Genomic DNA, 17447 nt, shown 5'->3' with positions numbered 1-17447 from the left:
GGCCCCCGAAGCGGAATATGACGCGAACGGACGGTGGTGCCTGAGTACGGGTACTCAGGCGCCCCTCCCGTCCCGGGGACAGGATCGGAGCATGCTCTGGTCCGACCCTGAGAACGAGCCGCCGAAGGACATGCGCGACGCGCAGACGATGATCCGGCGGCTGACGGTGGTGCTCGCCCTCGCGATGCTCGTGGGCGTCTACGTGCTGGGCGTGGGCCACTTCTGATCCGGCTGCCGGCCTCGGTCGGCCGCGGCTCCCGGTCCGGCGGCCGGGGCCGCCGCGTGCCGCCCTACGATGGCGGGCATGACTGCCGAACCGCGCCCGCTCGTCCTCGCCTCCGCCTCCCCCGCCCGGCTGAACCTGCTGCGGCAGGCCGGGCTCGCCCCGCACGTGATCGTCAGCGGCTTCGACGAGGACACGCTCGACCACGAGGAGCCGGCCGAGCTGGCGCTGGCGCTGGCCGAGGCGAAGGCCGGGGTGGTGGCGGCCCTGGAGGAGGCCGCGGGCGCCCTGGTGATCGGCTGTGACTCCGTACTGGAGCTGGACGGCGAGGCGCTGGGCAAGCCGGCGGACGCCGCGGAGGCCACGGCCCGCTGGAAGGCGATGCGCGGGCGCGCGGGCGTGCTGCGCACCGGGCACTGCGTGATCGACACGGTGAGCGGCCGTCAGGTCTCGGCGACGGCCTCCACGACGGTGCGCTTCGGCGAGCCGACGGACGCGGAGGTCGCCGCGTACGTGGCGAGCGGCGAGCCGCTGCACGTGGCCGGCGCGTTCACCCTGGACGGGCTGTCGGCGCCGTTCATCGAGGGCATCGACGGGGACCACGGCAACGTGATCGGGCTGTCGCTGCCGCTGCTGCGCTCCCTGCTGGGCGAACTGGGTGTGTCCATCACGGATTTGTGGGCTTGAGCTCCCCGAGCGGCGGCGGGGCGTCCTTCTGGGCGCCCGCCCCGCGCGGGGCGGCGTAGAGCGTCAGGGTGAGGACCAGCAGGCACAGGATCAGCGTGGTCGCCGCGAAGGCGCCCCAGCCGATCAGGACGACGGCGAGGATGCCGAGCACCCCGTGGGTGACGGCGGCCGTGACGAGCACGACGCGGGCGAAACCGCCGGGTGCCCGGTCGCGGACGGCCGTCAGGGCGGCGAGCACCGCAGCCAGCACGAGGAAGGCGCCCATGCCCGCCCCGAGGGCATAGGTTGCCTTGGACATGACATCCGGATCGCTGCCCGCGATCGACATCGACTGGTTGGCGGTGGTGCTGCCCAGCACGATGTGGACGAACACCAGCACGGCCGCTTCGGCCACCAGTACGATCGCGGCCAGTCCTGCGACGAGTCTTCGCAACACGGCGCCCCCACCCCCCACGCGTCACAAGCCTGTTCGACGCCTGGAGGCTACTAACGGGTAAACCTTCGGACAAGGGGTGCGGGCCGCTTCGTTACGGGAGGGGCCGCAGACAGCGATCACACGGAGAACCAGTGGGCCGTTCGTAGGGACTCGACAAAGAATCACCCGGGGCCGCTGACCCGCATGACAGAGACCCGGGCTGTAATACGGGGTTACTGTGCAGTCGGGGATCCCCCTGACCTGGGGCGCCACAAGGGTTCCCCGGTAGAGCGAACCTCGAATCACACTCTGTGTGGGCAAGCTCACCACCGGGGAAGGGTCGTAAGGCCGTGTGGGCTGTCCCTAAACTCAGCTTGTTTCAAGGAGGGAGCCATCGTGCGCAAGGTGCTCATCGCCAACCGTGGCGAAATCGCTGTCCGCGTTGCTCGGGCCTGCCGGGACGCCGGGATCGCGAGCGTAGCCGTCTACGCCGATCCGGACCGGGACGCTCTGCACGTCCGCGCGGCAGACGAAGCTTTCGCGTTGGGCGGTGACACCCCGGCCGCCAGCTACCTGGACATCTCCAAGGTCCTCCAGGCCGCAGCCGATTCCGGCGCGGACGCCATCCATCCCGGATACGGCTTCCTCTCCGAGAACGCCGAATTCGCCCAGGCCGTGCTCGACGCGGGCCTGACCTGGATCGGCCCGCCGCCGCAGGCCATCCGCGACCTCGGTGACAAGGTCGCCGCGCGCCACATCGCCCAGCGCGCCGGCGCGCCGCTGGTCGCCGGCACCCCGGACCCGGTCTCCGGGGCCGACGAGGTCGTCGCCTTCGCCAAGGAGCACGGCCTGCCCATCGCCATCAAGGCGGCCTTCGGCGGCGGCGGCCGCGGCCTCAAGGTCGCCCGCACCCTCGAAGAGGTGCCGGAGCTCTACGACTCCGCCGTCCGCGAGGCCGTCGCCGCCTTCGGCCGCGGCGAGTGCTTCGTCGAGCGCTACCTCGACAAGCCGCGCCACGTCGAGACCCAGTGCCTGGCCGACACCCACGGCAACGTGGTCGTCGTCTCCACCCGTGACTGCTCGCTCCAGCGCCGCCACCAGAAGCTGGTCGAGGAGGCGCCCGCGCCGTTCCTCACCGAGGCCCAGAACGCGGAGCTGTACGCCGCCTCCAAGGCGATCCTGAAGGAAGCCGGCTACGTCGGCGCCGGCACCGTCGAGTTCCTCGTCGGCACCGACGGCACGATCTCCTTCCTGGAGGTCAACACCCGCCTCCAGGTCGAGCACCCGGTCACCGAAGAGGTCACCGGCATCGACCTGGTCCGCGAGATGTTCCGCATCGCCGACGGCGAGGAGCTCGGCTACGGGGACCCGGTCCTGCGCGGCCACTCCTTCGAGTTCCGCATCAACGGCGAGGACCCGGGCCGCGGCTTCCTGCCGGCGCCGGGCACCGTGACGAAGTTCGCCCCGCCCTCCGGTCCGGGCGTGCGCCTCGACGCGGGCGTGGAGTCCGGCTCGGTCATCGGCCCGGCCTGGGACTCGCTGCTCGCCAAGCTGGTCATCACCGGCGCCACCCGCGAGCAGGCGCTCCAGCGCGCCGCCCGCGCGCTCGCCGAGTTCGAGATCGAGGGCATGGCCACGGCCGTCCCGTTCCACCGCGCCGTCGTCACCGACCCGGCCTTCGCCCCCGCGGAGGGACCCTTCACGGTCCACACCCGCTGGATCGAGACCGAGTTCGTCAACGAGATCCCGGCGTTCACGGCCCCGGCCGCGGAGGACACCGAGGACGAGCCGGGCCGCGAGACGGTGGTCGTCGAGGTCGGCGGCAAGCGCCTTGAGGTCTCGCTGCCGTCGTCCCTGGGCATGACCCTGGCCCGCACGGCCGCCGCGGGCGGCGCCAAGCCCAAGCGCCGCGCGGCCAAGAAGTCCGGCCCGGCCGCCTCCGGCGACACCCTCGCCTCCCCGATGCAGGGCACGATCGTCAAGGTCGCGGTCGAGGAGGGCCAGCGCGTCGAGGAGGGCGAACTGATCGTCGTACTCGAGGCGATGAAGATGGAGCAGCCCCTCAACGCCCACCGCTCCGGCACGATCGTCGGCCTGACGGCGGAGGTCGGCGCGTCCCTCACCTCGGGCGCCACGATCTGCGAGATCAAGGACTGACGTCCGGGCCGAGCCGGCACGACGCAATCGGCCCCCAGGACCCGTTCGGGTCCTGGGGGCCGACGTCATGCGTGCGGCGGGCCGCTACCAGGTGCCCGCCGTCGCCTCCCAGCTCCTCAGGTGGTCGTTGAAGCCACCGTCGGGGCGGGCCTTGAACGTGTAGGCCGAGGTCGCGCCCTTGGCCGTGTTGTACATGACCGAGACGTCGTCACGGCCGTCCTTGTCCGTGTCACCGGACACGAGGTTGCCGAGGGAACCCGCCCACCATCCGGTCGGACGGGTCCAGCTCACGAAGTCCTCGTTGATCCCGCCGTCGGGCTTGCCCATCAGCGTGAACAGGGCCGAGCGACCGTTGGTGTAGTCGAACATGATGGCGGCGTCGGCGCGGCCGTCGCCGTTGAAGTCGCCGGCAACCAGCTTCGCCTTGGACCCGTCCCAGTTGCCGGCGCCCACGTAGGCGCTGCGCGGCAGGGACTTGAAGGTCCCGTCCGGCTGACCGAGGAAGGTGAACAGGCCGTTGGGGCTGTCGCCGGCGCCGTAGTCGTACAGCGCGGCCAGGTCGTCGCGGCCGTCTGCGTTGAAGTCGCCCGCGACCCACTGCGCGTTGCCGGCGGTGAAGTTGCCGAGGCCGCTGTTGAAGGCGAGAACCGGCGCCAGGAAACCGCCGCCCTCGTTGGCGCGCAGGACGTAGAGCGCGGTGGTGCCGCTGCCGAAGTCGTACACGGTGGCCATGTCCGAGCGGCCGTCTCCGTTGAAGTCACCGGCCAGGTCGTTGCGCAGGTGGGCGGTGCGGTCCTCCGGCTTGTGCTCGATGCTGACACCGGTGGTGAGGTTGTGCCGGATGTAGCCGCCCTTGAAGTCCGCGCGGGGGCCGTCGGCGACGTCGTACTCGTCGGACTGCGGGTAGCCCAGGAAGCTCTTCTCGGCGCCGAGGCTCATCCCCTTCTCGCGGATGCCGTTGACGATGAGCCAGGCTCCGTTGCTCGGGTGCCAGTAGATCGAGGCACCGTCACCGGGGGCACCGTTGTAACGGATGTGCACGTACTTGCCGCCGTCGGCGGTGTCCTTGACGTTGCCCGTATAGCTCGGCCGGTGCGCGCCCTACCACTCGAAGGGCAGTCGCAGCCGGGAATTGAATGACAGCACCAGAAGGCCCCGCCGACGGACCTTGGGTTCTAGAAGTCGTCGCAACACCCCAGCTCAAGGGGTGCGATGGAGTTCGAGATCCGCGAGGTGCGGACGGTGGCCCAAGGCCGTCGGAAGCTGGTCCGTGAGCGGGAGGAATACTTCCGGCTCATGGACCAGGGCCTGAGCAGTTCCGAAGCCTGCAGACGAGTCGGGATCAACCTGCGCACGGGCAAGCGGTGGCGTAACGGCCGCAACCCGTCGGGCCGGCACAAGGCGGCACCACCGGTTCGTCCGGTGGTGCCGCCTTCCGCGTCGTCGCGGTATCTGTGTGAGGCCGACCGGATCCACATCGCAGACCGGCTGCGGGAGAAGGCCACGATCCGGGCGATCGCGGCCGAGCTGGGCCGCAGCCCGTCCACGGTCAGCCGGGAGCTTCGCCGCAACCGGCACCCGGGGAACGGGCAGTACCGGCCCTTCGCGGCGCAGGCCCGGGCCGATGACCGCCGGCCACGGCCCAAGCCGCGCAAGATCAGCCAGAACCCCGAGCTGAGAGCCGCGGTCCAGGCCGGCCTGGACGAGCTGTGGAGCCCGGAGCAGATCTGCCAGGCTCTGCGGGCACAGTTCCCCGACCGGCCGGAGATGCACGTGGTCCACGAAACCGTCTACCAGGCCCTCTACGTCCAAGGACGCGGGGAACTGCGCAGGGAGCTCGCCGGAGCACTGCGGACCGGACGGGCCCGCCGCAAGCCCCACCGCCAGGCCCAGCAGCGACGGCCCCGCTTCGCCGAGCCCATGGTCATGATCAGCGAGCGTCCCGCCGAGGCGGAAGACCGTGCGGTCCCCGGCCACTGGGAAGGCGACTTGATCATCGGCAAGGACAACGGGTCCGCGATCGGAACCCTGGTCGAGCGGGCCACCCGATACGTGATGCTCGTGCACCTGCCGGACGGCCGGAGCGCCGAGCAGGTCCGCGACGCACTGCAGGAGACCGTCCAGCTCCTGCCTGCCCACCTGAAACGGTCCCTGACCTGGGACCAGGGTTCGGAGATGGGCCGCCATCACGAGTTCACCGTCGCCACCGACGTTCCGGTCTACTTCTGCGATCCGGCCAGTCCCTGGCAGCGCGGCTCGAACGAGAACACCAACGGCCTGCTGCGGCAGTACTTCCCCAAGGGCACCGACCTGTCCGTCCACGACCGGGAACACCTCGACGCCGTCGCCGCCCAGCTCAACGGCCGCCCACGCAAAACGCTCGACTGGGAAACCCCAGCCGAGCGCCTGCATAAACTGCTCGCGGCCTGATCAACATGACCACGTGTTGCGACGACCCCTAGAAAGCACCGACAGTCGGCGGGGCCTTTTCCCTCACGGGTCACCGGCGCCGCATGTCCGCCACCCTCGCCCGTTCCCGTTCGCCCGGGTCCGTCAGCGGGGACGCGCTGCGGAGCTGGGCCGTCGGGCCGCCGCGGCGTTGGACCGGGAGGGGGGAGTCGCGGCGGGGGCGGCGGCCGCCCATGCCGTCCAGACCGCCGGAGGCGGAGGCGGAGGACGCGCCGCCCGCCACCGTGATCTGGACGCCCTGGTCCGCCAGGGCCTGGAGCTCCGTAGCCGCGCGGTCGTCGTGCGGTGGGGGTTCGTCCGTGACCAGGCGGGTCATCACGTCCGTCGGCACCGTCTGGAACATGGTGTCCGTGCCGAGCTTCGTGTGGTCCGCCAGGACGACCACCTCCGCCGCCGCCTGCACCAGCGCCCGGTCCACGCTCGCGGAGAGCATGTTGGACGTGGACAGGCCGCGCTCGGCCGTCAGGCCGCTGCCCGACAGGAACGCCCGGGAGACCCGGAGCCCCTGGAGGGACTGTTCGGCCCCGCTGCCCACGAGGGCGTAGTTGGACCCGCGCAGGGTGCCGCCGGTCATCACCACCTCCACCCGGTTGGCATGGGCCAGCGCCTGGGCGACCAGGAGGGAGTTGGTCACCACGGTGAGGCCGGGCACCCGGGCGAGCCGGCGGGCCAGCTCCTGGGTCGTGGTGCCCGCGCCGACGACGACGGCCTCGCCCTCTTCGACGAGGGAGGCCGCGACATCGGCGATGGCGGTCTTCTCCGCCGTCGCGAGATGGGACTTTTGCGGAAAGCCGGACTCCCGCGTGAAACCGCCCGGCAAGACCGCACCGCCGTGTCGGCGGTCGAGGAGTCCTTCTGCCTCCAGTGCCCGCACGTCCCGCCGTACGGTCACTTCGGAGGTCTGGACGACGCGGGCGAGCTCCCGGAGCGACACCGCTCCGTTGGCCCGCACCATTTCGAGGATCAATTGGCGACGTTCTGCAGCGAACACGAAACTGACAGTAACCCCAACGACCGTCTGGTTTCAGCTCCTTGCGCCGGAATACCGAAGTTGTCCATATGGCGGGGCGACTAGTGGTATACGCGGCCCGAGGGCTGGGTGAACATCCTGCCACTCGGCGGCGCACCGCCCCAACCCCCTTGCAGGGTGGGGCGGTTGAGGCCGAATCAGGCCTCCTCGCCGGCCTTCCGCGTGTGCAGCTGGCGGGCCACCTCGGCGATCGAACCCGACAGGGAGGGGTACACGGTGAACGCGTTTGCGATCTGCTCGACCGTCAGGTTGTTGTCGACCGCGATCGAGATGGGGTGGATCAGCTCGCTCGCACGCGGCGAGACGACCACTCCGCCGACGACGATGCCGGTGCCCGGGCGGCAGAACAGCTTCACGAAGCCGTCGCGGATGCCCTGCATCTTGGCGCGCGGGTTGCGCAGCAGCGGCAGCTTCACCACACGGGCGTCGATCTTGCCGGCGTCCACGTCGGCCTGGGTGTAGCCGACGGTCGCGATCTCGGGGTCGGTGAAGACGTTCGAGGAGACCGTCTTGAGGTTCAGCGGGGCCACCGCGTCGCCCAGGAAGTGGTACATCGCGATGCGGCCCTGCATGGCGGCGACGGAGGCCAGCGCGAAGATGCCGGTGACGTCACCCGCGGCGTACACGCCGGGCGCGGAGGTGCGCGAGACCTTGTCGGTCCAGATGTGCCCGGAGTCCTTGAGCCGGACCCCGGACTCCTCCAGGTTCATGTCCTTGGTGTTCGGGATCGCGCCGACCGCCATCAGGCAGTGCGTACCGGTCAGCACCCGGCCGTCCGAGAGCGTGACCTCGACCCGGTCGCCGACGCGCTTGGCGGACTCGGCGCGCGAGCGGCCGATGACGTTCATGCCGCGGCGCCGGAACACGTCCTCGAGGACGGCGGCCGCGTCGGGGTCCTCGCCCGGCAGCACGCGGTCGCGGGAGGACACCAGCGTGACGCGGGAACCGAGGGCCTGGTACGCGCCGGCGAACTCCGCGCCGGTGACGCCGGAGCCGACCACGATGAGCTCCTCGGGGAGCTCGTCCAGGTCGTAGACCTGGGTCCAGTTCAGGATGCGCTCGCCGTCCGGCTGGGCGTCCGGGATCTCGCGCGGGTGGCCGCCGGTGGCGATCAGTACGGCCTCGGCGGTCAGGATCGTCTCCGTGCCGTCGGCGGCCGTGACGATGACGTCGCGGGTGCCGTCGATGCCCTGCGGGCCGCCGAGCTTGGCGCGGCCCCGTACGACGCGGGCGCCGGCCCGGGTGACGGAGGCGGTGATGTCGTGCGACTGGGCGAGGGCGAGGCGCTTGACGCGCCGGTTCACCTTGCCGAGGTCCACGCCGACGACGCGGGCGGCCTGCTCGATGTGCGGGGTGTCGTCCGCGACGACGATGCCGAGCTCCTCGTACGACGAGTCGAAGGTCGTCATGACCTCGGCGGTCGCGATGAGGGTCTTGGAAGGTACGCAGTCGGTCAGGACCGAGGCCCCGCCCAGACCGTCGCAGTCCACGACGGTCACCTCCGCGCCGAGCTGGGCCCCCACCAGGGCCGCCTCATACCCGCCGGGTCCGCCGCCGATGATCACGATCCGGGTCACGAAAAGTCCGCCTCACGTCTACCCGGCCGGCTGCCGCCCCGGCCGGTGTTCCGGGGGGTCTCCCCGGGGGATGCATTCCGTGCCCCATTGTCCCGCACGCTTCAAGGTGCTTCGCGCACGGTCCCGCCATCCGGGACCACGGCCCGGCTCCCGGCCGGGACGGCGGCCCTTGCCCGGCCGTGCCCGGCCCGCACCCGGCCCGCACCCGGCCCGCACCCGGCCCGCATCCCGCCCGCGCCCGGCCGGGAGCGCCGCCACCGCCGCCCCTCCCGTACCCTCGACCACATGTCGCTCTACGCCGCGTACGCCGGCAACCTCGACCCGCGGCTGATGACGCGCCGCGCACCCCATTCGCCGCTGCGCGGCACGGGCTGGATCAACGACTGGCGGCTGACCTTCGGCGGCGAGCAGATGGGCTGGGAGGGCGCGCTCGCGACGATCGTCGAGGCTCCGCGCCACCAGGTCTTCGTCGCCCTCTACGACATCGCGCCGCTCGACGAGGACTCGATGGACCGCTGGGAGGGTGTCGGGCTCGACATCTACCGCCGGATGCGGGTGCGCGTGCACACCCTGGACGGCGAGGAGGCGGCCTGGGTGTACGTCCTGAACGGCTACGAGGGCGGCCTGCCCTCGGCGCGCTACCTGGGCGAGATCGCGGACGCCGCCGAGTCCGCGGGCGCTCCGCACGACTACGTGATGGAACTGCGCAAGCGCCCCTGCTGAGCGGTTCCGGGCCCGCAGGGGTCTCCCGAAGCCGCCCGGGACCGCCCGGGACCGCCCGGGACCGCCCGGGGACGATTCGGTGGAAACGACAAGGCAACGATCCGAACACCGTGAGCTGTGCCATCTACGCGCGTAGGCAATGAGCGGCTACGCTCTTCCGCGTGAACGCATCTGTTACCGACCCCTTCGCCGCCGCCGACGCCGCAGCCGCCCGCCTCCGCGAGCTGACCGGCGCGGAATCCCACGACGTCGCCCTCGTGATGGGCTCCGGCTGGGCCCCCGCCGCAGAGGCGCTCGGCGCCCCCGAGGCCGAGTTCCCGGTCACCGAGCTGCCCGGCTTCCCGCCCCCCGCCGTCGAAGGCCACGGCGGCAAGATCCGCTCGTACAAGATCGGCGACAAGCGCGCGCTGCTCTTCCTCGGCCGGACCCACTACTACGAGGGCCGCGGCGTCGCCGCCGTCGCCCACGGTGTCCGTACCGCCGTCGCCGCCGGCTGCAAGACCGTCGTCCTCACCAACGGCTGCGGCGGGCTGCGCGAGGGCATGAAGCCCGGCCAGCCGGTCCTGATCAGCGACCACCTCAACCTGACGGCCACCTCGCCGATCGTCGGCGCGAACTTCGTGGACCTCACCGACCTCTACTCGCCGCGCCTGCGCGCGATGTGCAAGGAGATCGACGAGACCCTCGAAGAGGGCGTCTACGTACAGTTCCCCGGCCCGCACTACGAGACCCCGGCCGAGATCAACATGATCCGCGTGATGGGCGCCGACCTGGTCGGCATGTCCACCGTGCTGGAGGCCATCGCCGCCCGCGAGGCCGGCGCCGAGGTGCTGGGCATCTCCCTGGTCACCAACCTGGCGGCGGGCATCTCCGGCGAGCCCCTGAACCACGAAGAGGTGCTCCAGGCCGGCCGTGACTCGGCCGCGCGCATGGGCAAGCTGCTGACCCAGGTCCTCGCCCGCATCTGAGACGGCGGCACAGGCACCGGCACCGTACGAGAGACAAGGCGGAAGTAGTGCAGGAACAGGACGACCTGATCACCCGGGCGCAGGCCTGGCTGGCGGAGGACCCGGACCCGGAGACGGCGGCCGAGCTCGCCGAGCTCATCGAGGCGGGCGACACGGCGGAGCTCGCGGACCGGTTCTCGGGCACGCTGCAGTTCGGCACCGCCGGTCTGCGCGGCGAGATCGGCGCGGGTCCGATGCGGATGAACCGCTCGGTGGTCATCCGGGCCGCGGCGGGCCTCGCGGCGTACCTGAAGGCCCAGGGCCACGACGGCGGCCTGGTCGTCGTCGGCTACGACGCCCGCTACAAGTCGGCGGACTTCGCCCGCGACACCGCGGCCGTGATGACCGGCGCCGGCCTGCGTGCGGCCGTCCTGCCCCGCCCGCTGCCGACTCCCGTCCTCGCGTACGCCATAAGGCACCTGGGCGCCGTCGCCGGCGTCGAGGTGACCGCGAGCCACAACCCGCCCCGGGACAACGGCTACAAGGTGTACCTCGGCGACGGCTCGCAGATCGTCTCCCCGGCGGACGCCGAGATCGCGGCGGAGATCGCCCGCGTCGAGACCCTCGACTCCGTACCCCGCCCCGCGGACGGCTGGCTCCAGCTCGACGAGGAGGTCCTGGAGGCCTACCTGGCGCGTACGGACGCGGTCCTGACCTCCGGTTCCCCCCGGGGCGTGCGGAGCGTCTACACGGCCATGCACGGCGTCGGCAAGGACGTCGTCATGGCGGCCTTCGCGCGGCACGGCTTCCCGGAGCCGGTGCTCGTCGCCGAGCAGGCCGAGCCGGACCCGGCGTTCCCGACCGTGGCCTTCCCCAACCCGGAGGAGCCGGGCGCGATGGACCTGGCCTTCGCGAAGGCCGCCGAGGTCCGCCCGGACATCGTGATCGCCAACGACCCGGACGCGGACCGCTGTGCGGTGGCCGTCCCGGACAACGGCGGCTGGCGGATGCTGCGCGGCGACGAGGTCGGCGCGCTGCTCGCGGCCCACCTCGTCCACAAGGGCGCACGGGGCGTCTTCGCCGAGTCCATCGTCTCCTCCAGCCTCCTGGGCCGGATCGCGGAGGCGGCGGGCGTGGGCTACGAGGAGACCCTGACGGGCTTCAAGTGGATCGCCCGCGTGGAGGGCCTGCGCTACGGCTACGAGGAGGCGCTCGGCTACTGCGTCGACCCCGAGGGCGTCCGCGACAAGGACGGCGTCACCGCCGCGCTGCTCGTGGCCGAACTGGCCGCCGAGCTCAAGGAGCAGGGCCGTACCCTGACCGACCTGCTGGACGACCTGGCGATGGCCCACGGCCTGCACGCCACCGACCAGCTGTCGGTCCGCGTCTCGGACCTGTCGGTCATCGCCTCCGCGATGGCCGCGCTCCGCGCGGAGCCCCCGACCTCCCTGGCCGGCCTGCGGGTCGTCGCGGCGGAGGACCTGACGAAGGGCACGGAGTCCCTCCCGCCCACGGACGGCCTGCGCTACTACCTGGACGGCGCGTACAAGGCCCGGGTCATCGTCCGTCCGTCGGGCACGGAGCCGAAGCTGAAGTGCTACCTGGAGGTCGTGGTCCCGGTCCCCGAGGCCTCCGACCTCGCCCCGGCCCGCACGCGCGGCCAGGAAGTCCTGGACGCGATCAAGAAGGACCTGGCAGTGGCGGCGGGCATCTGATCCCCCGGCCCCACGGTCACATCGGCCCCCCGAGCTCCGGCTCGGGGGGCCGTCGCCGTCGGGGGCGTGGCGCGGGCCCGCTATGTCCCCCAACGACCGCCCGACCTGCGGAGCGCCCAGACGCATCAGCTCGCTACGCGCTGCCCAGGGTTTGACGTCTGCGGCCCGTCGGAAGCCGGCCCAAGGCGAGCAGCAGCACGTCGTGCACGGGGGCCCCGGCCCACGGGTGTGCGTCGCCCACCTTGCGGTACCCCCATGAACGGTACGCGGCCACCGCCGCCTCGCCGTCCGGGTGGACATTGAGCACGACCCGTTCGGCGTCAACGGTCGCGAGCAGGGTTTCGTGCAGGCGAAGGGCGACGCCCTGTTGCATCCGTCGCGAGGCCCCCGAGAAATGCGCTCTTGCGGGTCTGGGACCGACAACGCCGGAAGGCGGCCGATGCGTCCGCCTCGGTTTCGGCATACGGCGGTTCGGCGAATGCCTCGGCGTAGACCAATCGGAAGGCATCCTCGGCCAGGGCCGCCGCCGGGCCGTGGAGGCGTTTGATGCTGATCCGTACTGGCTGGCTCATCTCAGCCCCCTCGTATGGTCTCGCGAATCCGCGCGACGCAGTCGCGGGCGGTCCGGCTGTCGATGCACGGCGGCCCGGAGGAAGGGCACCGCTCTGTGCGGCTGGTTCGCTCGGACGTACATGTCGGCAGTGGCGCAGTCGACTTCGAAGGGCCCAACGAACTTGCCCACGTTCGATCCGCCTTGATCGCCAGGAGTACGAGAGTCTCCAGCACGGAAACCTGAAGGAGAGGATCGTCGACAAGCTGGGCAGCAGCGAGGGCTTCCATGCGCGCGGACCTGCCCTCGGCGGTAGGGCCGCCGTCAGAGCCGTACCAGGCGCGATGGCCATTCAGTTCGGCGAGCATTGTGTGGAGTTCGCGACCCACGGCCGAGGTGTACGACCCGTTGCGCAAGATGCTGGTGATGTCCGCCTCGATGTGACCGGCCTGGACGCCGGCCGGCACGCTGCCCTTGGTGTGGTCCGTCCACGCGCGGCCCCGACGCGGCAGGCATGAGCGTCGCCGCCACGAGGGCGGCGGCGTTTCGTTCTCCCGGCGCCGTAGCCGGCGGACGCTCACCGCAGCGGCAATGCCGAGCCGCCTCAGCGGTGAATGCCGAGACGAACGATGCCTGCGTGTATCCCGCCGCCTGGCGTAACGGGACCAGCTTCTTCACCAGCTCGCTCACCATCCGTGCATCTGCCGTGCCGATTTCAGGATACGGGCGGCCGGGTGGCGGTGAGGGGAAACGTCCGCCCAAACGTCCGCGCTCCCGGCAACCGTGGCACCTCCCCAAGCGCTGGACTTGGTCCCACGCCGCTCCGTGTGAAAGGCAGGAGGATCCATGACCACGATCCACGAGCAACCCGCACCGGACGGCCCCCGGCCGAGGCCGGAGGTCGGGACCGCGCCCAGTCGGCAACCTCTAGACCGTGCCCGTGTCGGATGGGAGCGCTTCCTCGACAGCTTCGAAGAAGCGCCCGATGAGTAGCCAGTCTGGGTGCTCCGCAGGGCGGGCTGGTTCTCGTGTCGTGCGGTCGGGCACCCCGCGGCCCTCCCCTGAGCACCGGCCCACTGACCGGGGGCAGGTGGGGCAACCACCGCCCGGCCCCGGTGGCTCGACGGGGAGATAGCGGGCCCGCGCCGTGCCTGGTGCTTGCCGGGGTCAGGAACGGCTCGGGGTCGGGCTCGGGCGGACCAGTTCGCCCAGGGTCGGGGCCGACTCCGGGCGGGATCGGACCGCGTCCGTGCACTCCCACGCCCGCGGCGGGTCCGCGTCCGGGCCGCCCAGCACCACCGGTCCCGGCCCCGCCGACACCGCCTCGCTGCCCGCCAGCGTGCAGACGATCTGCGACAGGGCCACCGGCGGCAGGTCCTCCGGCTTGCGGCTCAGCCGTACCGTGCCCGCCGGATCGCCCGGCCTCGGCGCTCCCGCCGTGAGTCCCGCCGGCACCCCGGTGGTGAACCCGGCGTCCCGCTCCTCACCCGACGGCGCCTTCTCCAGCGCCTCCAGCAGCGCCTGCACGACCAGCGCGACGGGATCCTTCAGCGGCCGCTTCTCCGGTACCGGCACCACCCGTTCCACGCCCACCAGCTGCGAGCCGCAGACCAGTTCCACCGTGGCCCGGAAGCCCTGCACACCGCCCTGCCCGGCCGGCTGCGCCGGGGTGTCGCACGACACCCGTGAGGGCGCCGCGCCCACGTCCACCGGTACGGTCGTCGCCCTGATCCCGCAGCCCGCGAGGGCCGGCAGGGCCAACAGGGCCAGGAGTGCCGAGCCGGCCCGCAGAGCCCTACGCGTCCTGGTCACCCGAGATCACCTTCCCCACGTCCACCGGCAGCCGCAGCGTGAACAGCGCCCCGCCCCCGGGCCCGTTGGCCGCGGTGATGTCTCCGCCGTGGATGTGCGCGTTCTCCACGGCGATCGACAGGCCCAGCCCGCTGCCGTCCGACTTCGGCCGGGAGGCGCTCGCCTTGTAGAACCGGTCGAACACGTGCGGCAGCACGTCCTCGGGGATGCCCGGGCCGTTGTCCTGCACCGCGATCACCAGCCAGTCCCCTTCGACGACCACCCGCACCCGCACCGGCGAGCCGCCGTGCTTGAGGGCGTTGCCGATCAGGTTGGCCAGGATGACGTCGAGGCGGCGCGGGTCGAGCCGGGCCACGATGCCCCGGTCGGCATCGAGTTCGACGGCGTCGAGCCAGGCCCGCGCGTCGATGCACGCCGTGACCTGGTCGGCGACGTCCACGTCGTCCAGCACCAGCCGGGCCGTGCCCGCGTCGAAGCGGGTGACCTCCATCAGGTTCTCCACGAGGTCGTTGAGCCGCCGGGTCTCGCTGACGACCAGCGCCACCGCCGGTGCGATCATCGGATCGAGGTCGTCGACCTCCTCCTCCAGCACCTCGGCGACCGCCGTCAACGCCGTCAGCGGCGTGCGCAGTTCGTGGGACATGTCCGCGACGAAGCGCCGGCTCGACTCCTCCCGCGCGCTCATGTCGGCGACCTTCTTCTCCAGCGCCTCGGCCGTCTTGTTGAACGTGTGCGAGAGGTCGGCCAGTTCGTCGGTCCCCGACACGTCGAGCCGGGTGTCCAGCTCGCCCTCGCCGAGCCGCCGGGCCGCGTCGCCCAGCCGCTGCACGGGCTTGAGCACCGTACGGGACGCGGCCTGCGCCAGCAGCGCGGAACCCAGCAGCGCCAGGCCCGTCGCGATCGTCAGCGACCAGGCCAGCGCGTTCAGGTCGTCCCGCTCCTGCGCGAGCGACTTGTACATGTAGCCGGTGAGTCCGCCGCCCACGATCCGCGTCCCGCCGACCAGGTACGGATTGCCGCCGGGCTTCGTCCGCTGCCAGTACATGTGGTACTCGGAGTCGTTCGCCGCCGTCGTCTTCTGCCGGTCGTTGACCGCGTCCCGCAGGGACTTCGGTACGTCGCCCAGCCCGAACACGTCGGGCCCGGCCGTACCGGACACCTGGCCTTCCTTGCCCTCCTGCACCAGCAGCACGCTGTAGCCGGGGCTGCTGCCCGCCATCAGCTCGGCCGTGCGCTGGATCTCCTGCGGGGTCGGGTCGGCGGGCAGCGCCGCGGCCCGGTTCTGCATCTCCTGCCGGAAGTCGCCGAGCGCCGCGTCCTGGGTACGGGTGAGGACCGCCTCGCGGTTGAGCCAGTACGCGATCCCCGAAGCGGAGACCGCGGCCGTCAGCGCGACCAGTGCGAACACGACGAGGAGCCGCAGCCGCAGGCTGGTCCAGCGCCGGCCCGCGAGCAGCGCCGGGATCACTGCGGGGAGTCCAGGCGGTAGCCGACGCCGCGGACGGTGCGGATCAGGGTGGGCGAGGACGGCACGTCCTCGACCTTGGCGCGCAGCCGCTGCACGCAGGCGTCCACGAGCCGCGAGTCGCCGAGGTAGTCGTGCTCCCAGACCAGGCGGAGCAACTGCTGGCGGGAGAGGGCCTGTCCGGGACGGCGGCTCAGCTCCAGCAGCAGCCGCAGCTCGGTCGGGGTGAGCTGGAGGTCCTCGCCGTTCTTCGTCACCGTCATGGCGGCGCGGTCGATGACCAGGGAGCCGAAGCTCGCCGAGTCGCTGGACTCGCGCTCGCCGCGGCGCAGCACGGCGCGGATGCGGGCGTCGAGGACCCGCCCCTGGACGGGCTTGACCACGTAGTCGTCGGCACCGGACTCCAGGCCGACGACGACGTCGATGTCGTCGCTGCGCGCGGTGAGCAGGATGATCGGCAGCTGGTCGGTGCGCCGGATCCGCCGGCACACCTCGAAGCCGTCGATCCCGGGCAGCATCACGTCCAGCACGATCAGATCCGGCCGCTGCTCGCGCAGCAGTTTCAGGCCGTCCTCGCCCGTCGCCGCGGTGGCCACACGGTGGCCCTGGCGAGACAGGGAGAGTTCGAGGGCCGTGCGGATGGCGTCGTCGTCCTCGATCAGCAACAGGAAAGGCACGGGCTCATTCTGTCCCATCGGCAGTCGGGAGTTCGACCGGCAGGGGCACCCGGTCCCGGACGGGTCCGGCGGCGGCCGCTGTGACAGGCCTGTGACAGTCGGCGGACACCCCGGTTAAGTCGGCCGGGCAGGCTTCTACCAACAACCGAAGCACAGCAACGGACCGAAGCAGACTCCACGACGGGGGGCGCGAGATGAACACGCTGCACAGCACCACGACCAGCGCGGTTGTCACGCGGCTGCACGATGTGAACCGCCGGGCGGGTGTCCGTAACGTCGCGGTATCCCGGCCCCGGCCGGCACACGTCGTAGCCATTGACGCGAAGCAGTACCAGGCGGTTCCCGCACAGCGCACGCCGTCCTCGACGTCCGAGGCGGAGTTCACGGCGTACGTCCGGGAGCGCCGGGCCGCCCTGTACGCGACGGCCTTCCACCTCACCGGCGACCGCCACGAGGCGGAGGACCTGCTGCAGAGCGCGCTGTTCTCCACGTACCGGGCCTGGGACCGGATCACCGACAAGGCGGCCGTGGGCGGGTACCTGCGCCGCACGATGACGAACCTGCACATCAGTGCGTGGCGCCGGCGGAAGCTGAACGAGTACCCGACGGAGGAACTGCCGGAGACGGCCTCGGACACGGACGCGATGCGCGGTACGGAGCTGCGCGCGGTCCTGTGGCAGGCACTGTCCCGGATCCCGGAGCCGCAGCGCACGATGCTGGTCCTGCGGTACTACGAGGGCCGTACGGACCCGGAGATCGCGGAGATCCTCGGGATCAGCGTCGGCACGGTGAAGTCGAGCATCTGGCGGTCGCTGCGGCGGCTGCGCGAGGACGAGGCGCTGAGCTTCGGCGCCGACGAGGCGGAGTCCTTCGAGGAGCTCGTCGCGTAGCCCTGCGGGGCCGGACGGACACGGCGGGACACCACGAGCCAACGGGCCAGGGGGCCCGTCCCACGGGGGTGGGGCGGGGGCCGCGGGGGGAACGGGCGGGATCAAGCGGC

16 protein-coding genes are annotated in these 17447 nt (G+C 71.8%); 8 read left to right on the top strand and 8 right to left on the bottom strand.

The features are described from left to right. The first annotated feature begins 91 nt into the window (after nucleotides 1-91). Nucleotides 92-226 (top strand): morphogenic membrane protein MmpB, encoded by a 135-nt coding sequence (mmpB, locus tag ACTVZO_RS26060; protein ID WP_443300661.1) that lies wholly within the window; start codon nucleotides 92-94, stop codon nucleotides 224-226. A gap of 78 nt (nucleotides 227-304) precedes the next feature. Next, a complete protein-coding gene (locus ACTVZO_RS26055) occupies nucleotides 305-910 on the top strand; it encodes a nucleoside triphosphate pyrophosphatase (RefSeq protein ID WP_443300660.1) in 606 nt (201 codons plus the stop codon). Here ACTVZO_RS26055 and ACTVZO_RS26050 read toward each other — a convergent pair. Further along, nucleotides 891-1346, bottom strand: coding sequence for a hypothetical protein (locus tag ACTVZO_RS26050; RefSeq protein WP_443300659.1), 456 nt, complete (start codon nucleotides 1344-1346; stop codon nucleotides 891-893). The genes ACTVZO_RS26055 and ACTVZO_RS26050 overlap by 20 nt on opposite strands. Nucleotides 1347-1721: 375 nt before the next feature. On the opposite strand from ACTVZO_RS26050, the gene ACTVZO_RS26045 reads away from it, so the two are divergent. Then, nucleotides 1722-3482, top strand: a complete 1761-nt coding sequence (locus tag ACTVZO_RS26045; RefSeq protein WP_443300658.1) for an acetyl/propionyl/methylcrotonyl-CoA carboxylase subunit alpha — start codon at nucleotides 1722-1724, stop codon at nucleotides 3480-3482. Nucleotides 3483-3566: 84 nt separating this feature from the next. Here the strand turns inward: ACTVZO_RS26045 and ACTVZO_RS26040 are convergent, their stop codons facing one another. Further along, nucleotides 3567-4523 (bottom strand): FG-GAP-like repeat-containing protein, encoded by a 957-nt coding sequence (locus ACTVZO_RS26040; protein WP_443300657.1) that lies wholly within the window; start codon nucleotides 4521-4523, stop codon nucleotides 3567-3569. A 171-nt stretch (nucleotides 4524-4694) separates the two neighbouring features. Here ACTVZO_RS26040 and ACTVZO_RS26035 point away from each other — a divergent pair, with 171 nt between their 5' ends. Further along, a complete protein-coding gene (locus tag ACTVZO_RS26035) occupies nucleotides 4695-5912 on the top strand; it encodes an IS30 family transposase (protein ID WP_443298897.1) in 1218 nt (405 codons plus the stop codon). Nucleotides 5913-5982: 70 nt separating this feature from the next. Here ACTVZO_RS26035 and ACTVZO_RS26030 read toward each other — a convergent pair whose 3' ends face one another. Both ACTVZO_RS26030 and ACTVZO_RS26025 read right to left on the bottom strand, forming a co-directional pair. Next, complete coding sequence (locus ACTVZO_RS26030; protein WP_443300656.1) at nucleotides 5983-6942, bottom strand: DeoR/GlpR family DNA-binding transcription regulator; 960 nt, start codon at nucleotides 6940-6942, stop codon at nucleotides 5983-5985. A 176-nt stretch (nucleotides 6943-7118) separates the two neighbouring features. After that, a complete protein-coding gene (locus ACTVZO_RS26025; protein ID WP_443300655.1) occupies nucleotides 7119-8558 on the bottom strand; it encodes an NAD(P)H-quinone dehydrogenase in 1440 nt (479 codons plus the stop codon). A 285-nt stretch (nucleotides 8559-8843) separates the two neighbouring features. Here ACTVZO_RS26025 and ACTVZO_RS26020 point away from each other — a divergent pair, with 285 nt between their 5' ends. The 3 genes from ACTVZO_RS26020 to ACTVZO_RS26010 all read left to right on the top strand — a co-directional run bounded on the left by ACTVZO_RS26020 (nucleotide 8844) and on the right by ACTVZO_RS26010 (nucleotide 11943). Beyond that, nucleotides 8844-9281 (top strand): gamma-glutamylcyclotransferase, encoded by a 438-nt coding sequence (locus tag ACTVZO_RS26020; RefSeq protein WP_069921661.1) that lies wholly within the window; start codon nucleotides 8844-8846, stop codon nucleotides 9279-9281. 161 nt (nucleotides 9282-9442) lie between these two features. After that, the gene (locus ACTVZO_RS26015) at nucleotides 9443-10249 is read left to right on the top strand and encodes a purine-nucleoside phosphorylase (RefSeq protein WP_215148388.1); all 807 of its coding nucleotides are present in this window, start codon (nucleotides 9443-9445) and stop codon (nucleotides 10247-10249) included. A gap of 47 nt (nucleotides 10250-10296) precedes the next feature. Next, on the top strand, nucleotides 10297-11943 hold the full coding sequence (locus ACTVZO_RS26010) for a phospho-sugar mutase (RefSeq protein ID WP_443300654.1): 1647 nt from the start codon (nucleotides 10297-10299) through the stop codon (nucleotides 11941-11943). A 133-nt stretch (nucleotides 11944-12076) separates the two neighbouring features. Here the strand turns inward: ACTVZO_RS26010 and ACTVZO_RS26005 are convergent, their stop codons facing one another. The 4 genes from ACTVZO_RS26005 to afsQ1 all read right to left on the bottom strand — a co-directional run bounded on the left by ACTVZO_RS26005 (nucleotide 12077) and on the right by afsQ1 (nucleotide 16447). Continuing rightward, nucleotides 12077-12316: a hypothetical protein gene (locus ACTVZO_RS26005; protein WP_443300653.1), complete on the bottom strand. Its 240-nt coding sequence runs from the start codon at nucleotides 12314-12316 to the stop codon at nucleotides 12077-12079. Nucleotides 12317-13660: 1344 nt separating this feature from the next. After that, nucleotides 13661-14305 (bottom strand): hypothetical protein, encoded by a 645-nt coding sequence (locus ACTVZO_RS26000; protein WP_443300652.1) that lies wholly within the window; start codon nucleotides 14303-14305, stop codon nucleotides 13661-13663. Next, nucleotides 14289-15773 carry an ATP-binding protein gene (locus tag ACTVZO_RS25995; protein WP_443300651.1) on the bottom strand — a complete coding sequence of 495 codons (1485 nt, stop codon included), beginning with the start codon at nucleotides 15771-15773 and terminating at the stop codon, nucleotides 14289-14291. Before ACTVZO_RS25995 ends, ACTVZO_RS26000 begins: the two co-directional genes overlap by 17 nt. Next, nucleotides 15770-16447 carry a two-component system response regulator AfsQ1 gene (gene afsQ1 / locus ACTVZO_RS25990; RefSeq protein ID WP_063754818.1) on the bottom strand — a complete coding sequence of 226 codons (678 nt, stop codon included), beginning with the start codon at nucleotides 16445-16447 and terminating at the stop codon, nucleotides 15770-15772. The genes ACTVZO_RS25995 and afsQ1 overlap by 4 nt, the downstream gene beginning before the upstream one ends. 194 nt (nucleotides 16448-16641) lie before the next feature. Between afsQ1 and ACTVZO_RS25985 the strand changes: the two genes are divergently transcribed. After that, a complete protein-coding gene (locus ACTVZO_RS25985; RefSeq protein ID WP_443300650.1) occupies nucleotides 16642-17337 on the top strand; it encodes a SigE family RNA polymerase sigma factor in 696 nt (231 codons plus the stop codon). Nucleotides 17338-17447: the final 110 nt, after the last annotated feature.

It is taken from the genome of Streptomyces sp. IBSNAI002, from assembly GCF_052244475.1.
Taxonomy (GTDB): Bacteria; Actinomycetota; Actinomycetes; order Streptomycetales; family Streptomycetaceae; genus Streptomyces.
The sequence above is the reverse complement of the archived record's forward strand: the minus strand, read 5'-3'. Positions and strand labels throughout refer to the sequence as shown.

Excerpts from the sequence above, each read along its gene's own strand:
- ACTVZO_RS25985 (WP_443300650.1), top strand. The coding sequence starts at position 16,642 with ATGAACACGCTGCACAGCACCACGACCAGCGCGGTTGTCACGCGGCTG.
- mmpB (WP_443300661.1), top strand. The coding sequence starts at position 92 with ATGCTCTGGTCCGACCCTGAGAACGAGCCGCCGAAGGACATGCGCGAC.
- ACTVZO_RS26005 (WP_443300653.1), bottom strand. The coding sequence starts at position 12,316 with ATGCAACAGGGCGTCGCCCTTCGCCTGCACGAAACCCTGCTCGCGACC.
- ACTVZO_RS26035 (WP_443298897.1), top strand. The coding sequence starts at position 4,695 with ATGGAGTTCGAGATCCGCGAGGTGCGGACGGTGGCCCAAGGCCGTCGG.
- ACTVZO_RS26020 (WP_069921661.1), top strand. The coding sequence starts at position 8,844 with ATGTCGCTCTACGCCGCGTACGCCGGCAACCTCGACCCGCGGCTGATG.
- ACTVZO_RS26055 (WP_443300660.1), top strand. The coding sequence starts at position 305 with ATGACTGCCGAACCGCGCCCGCTCGTCCTCGCCTCCGCCTCCCCCGCC.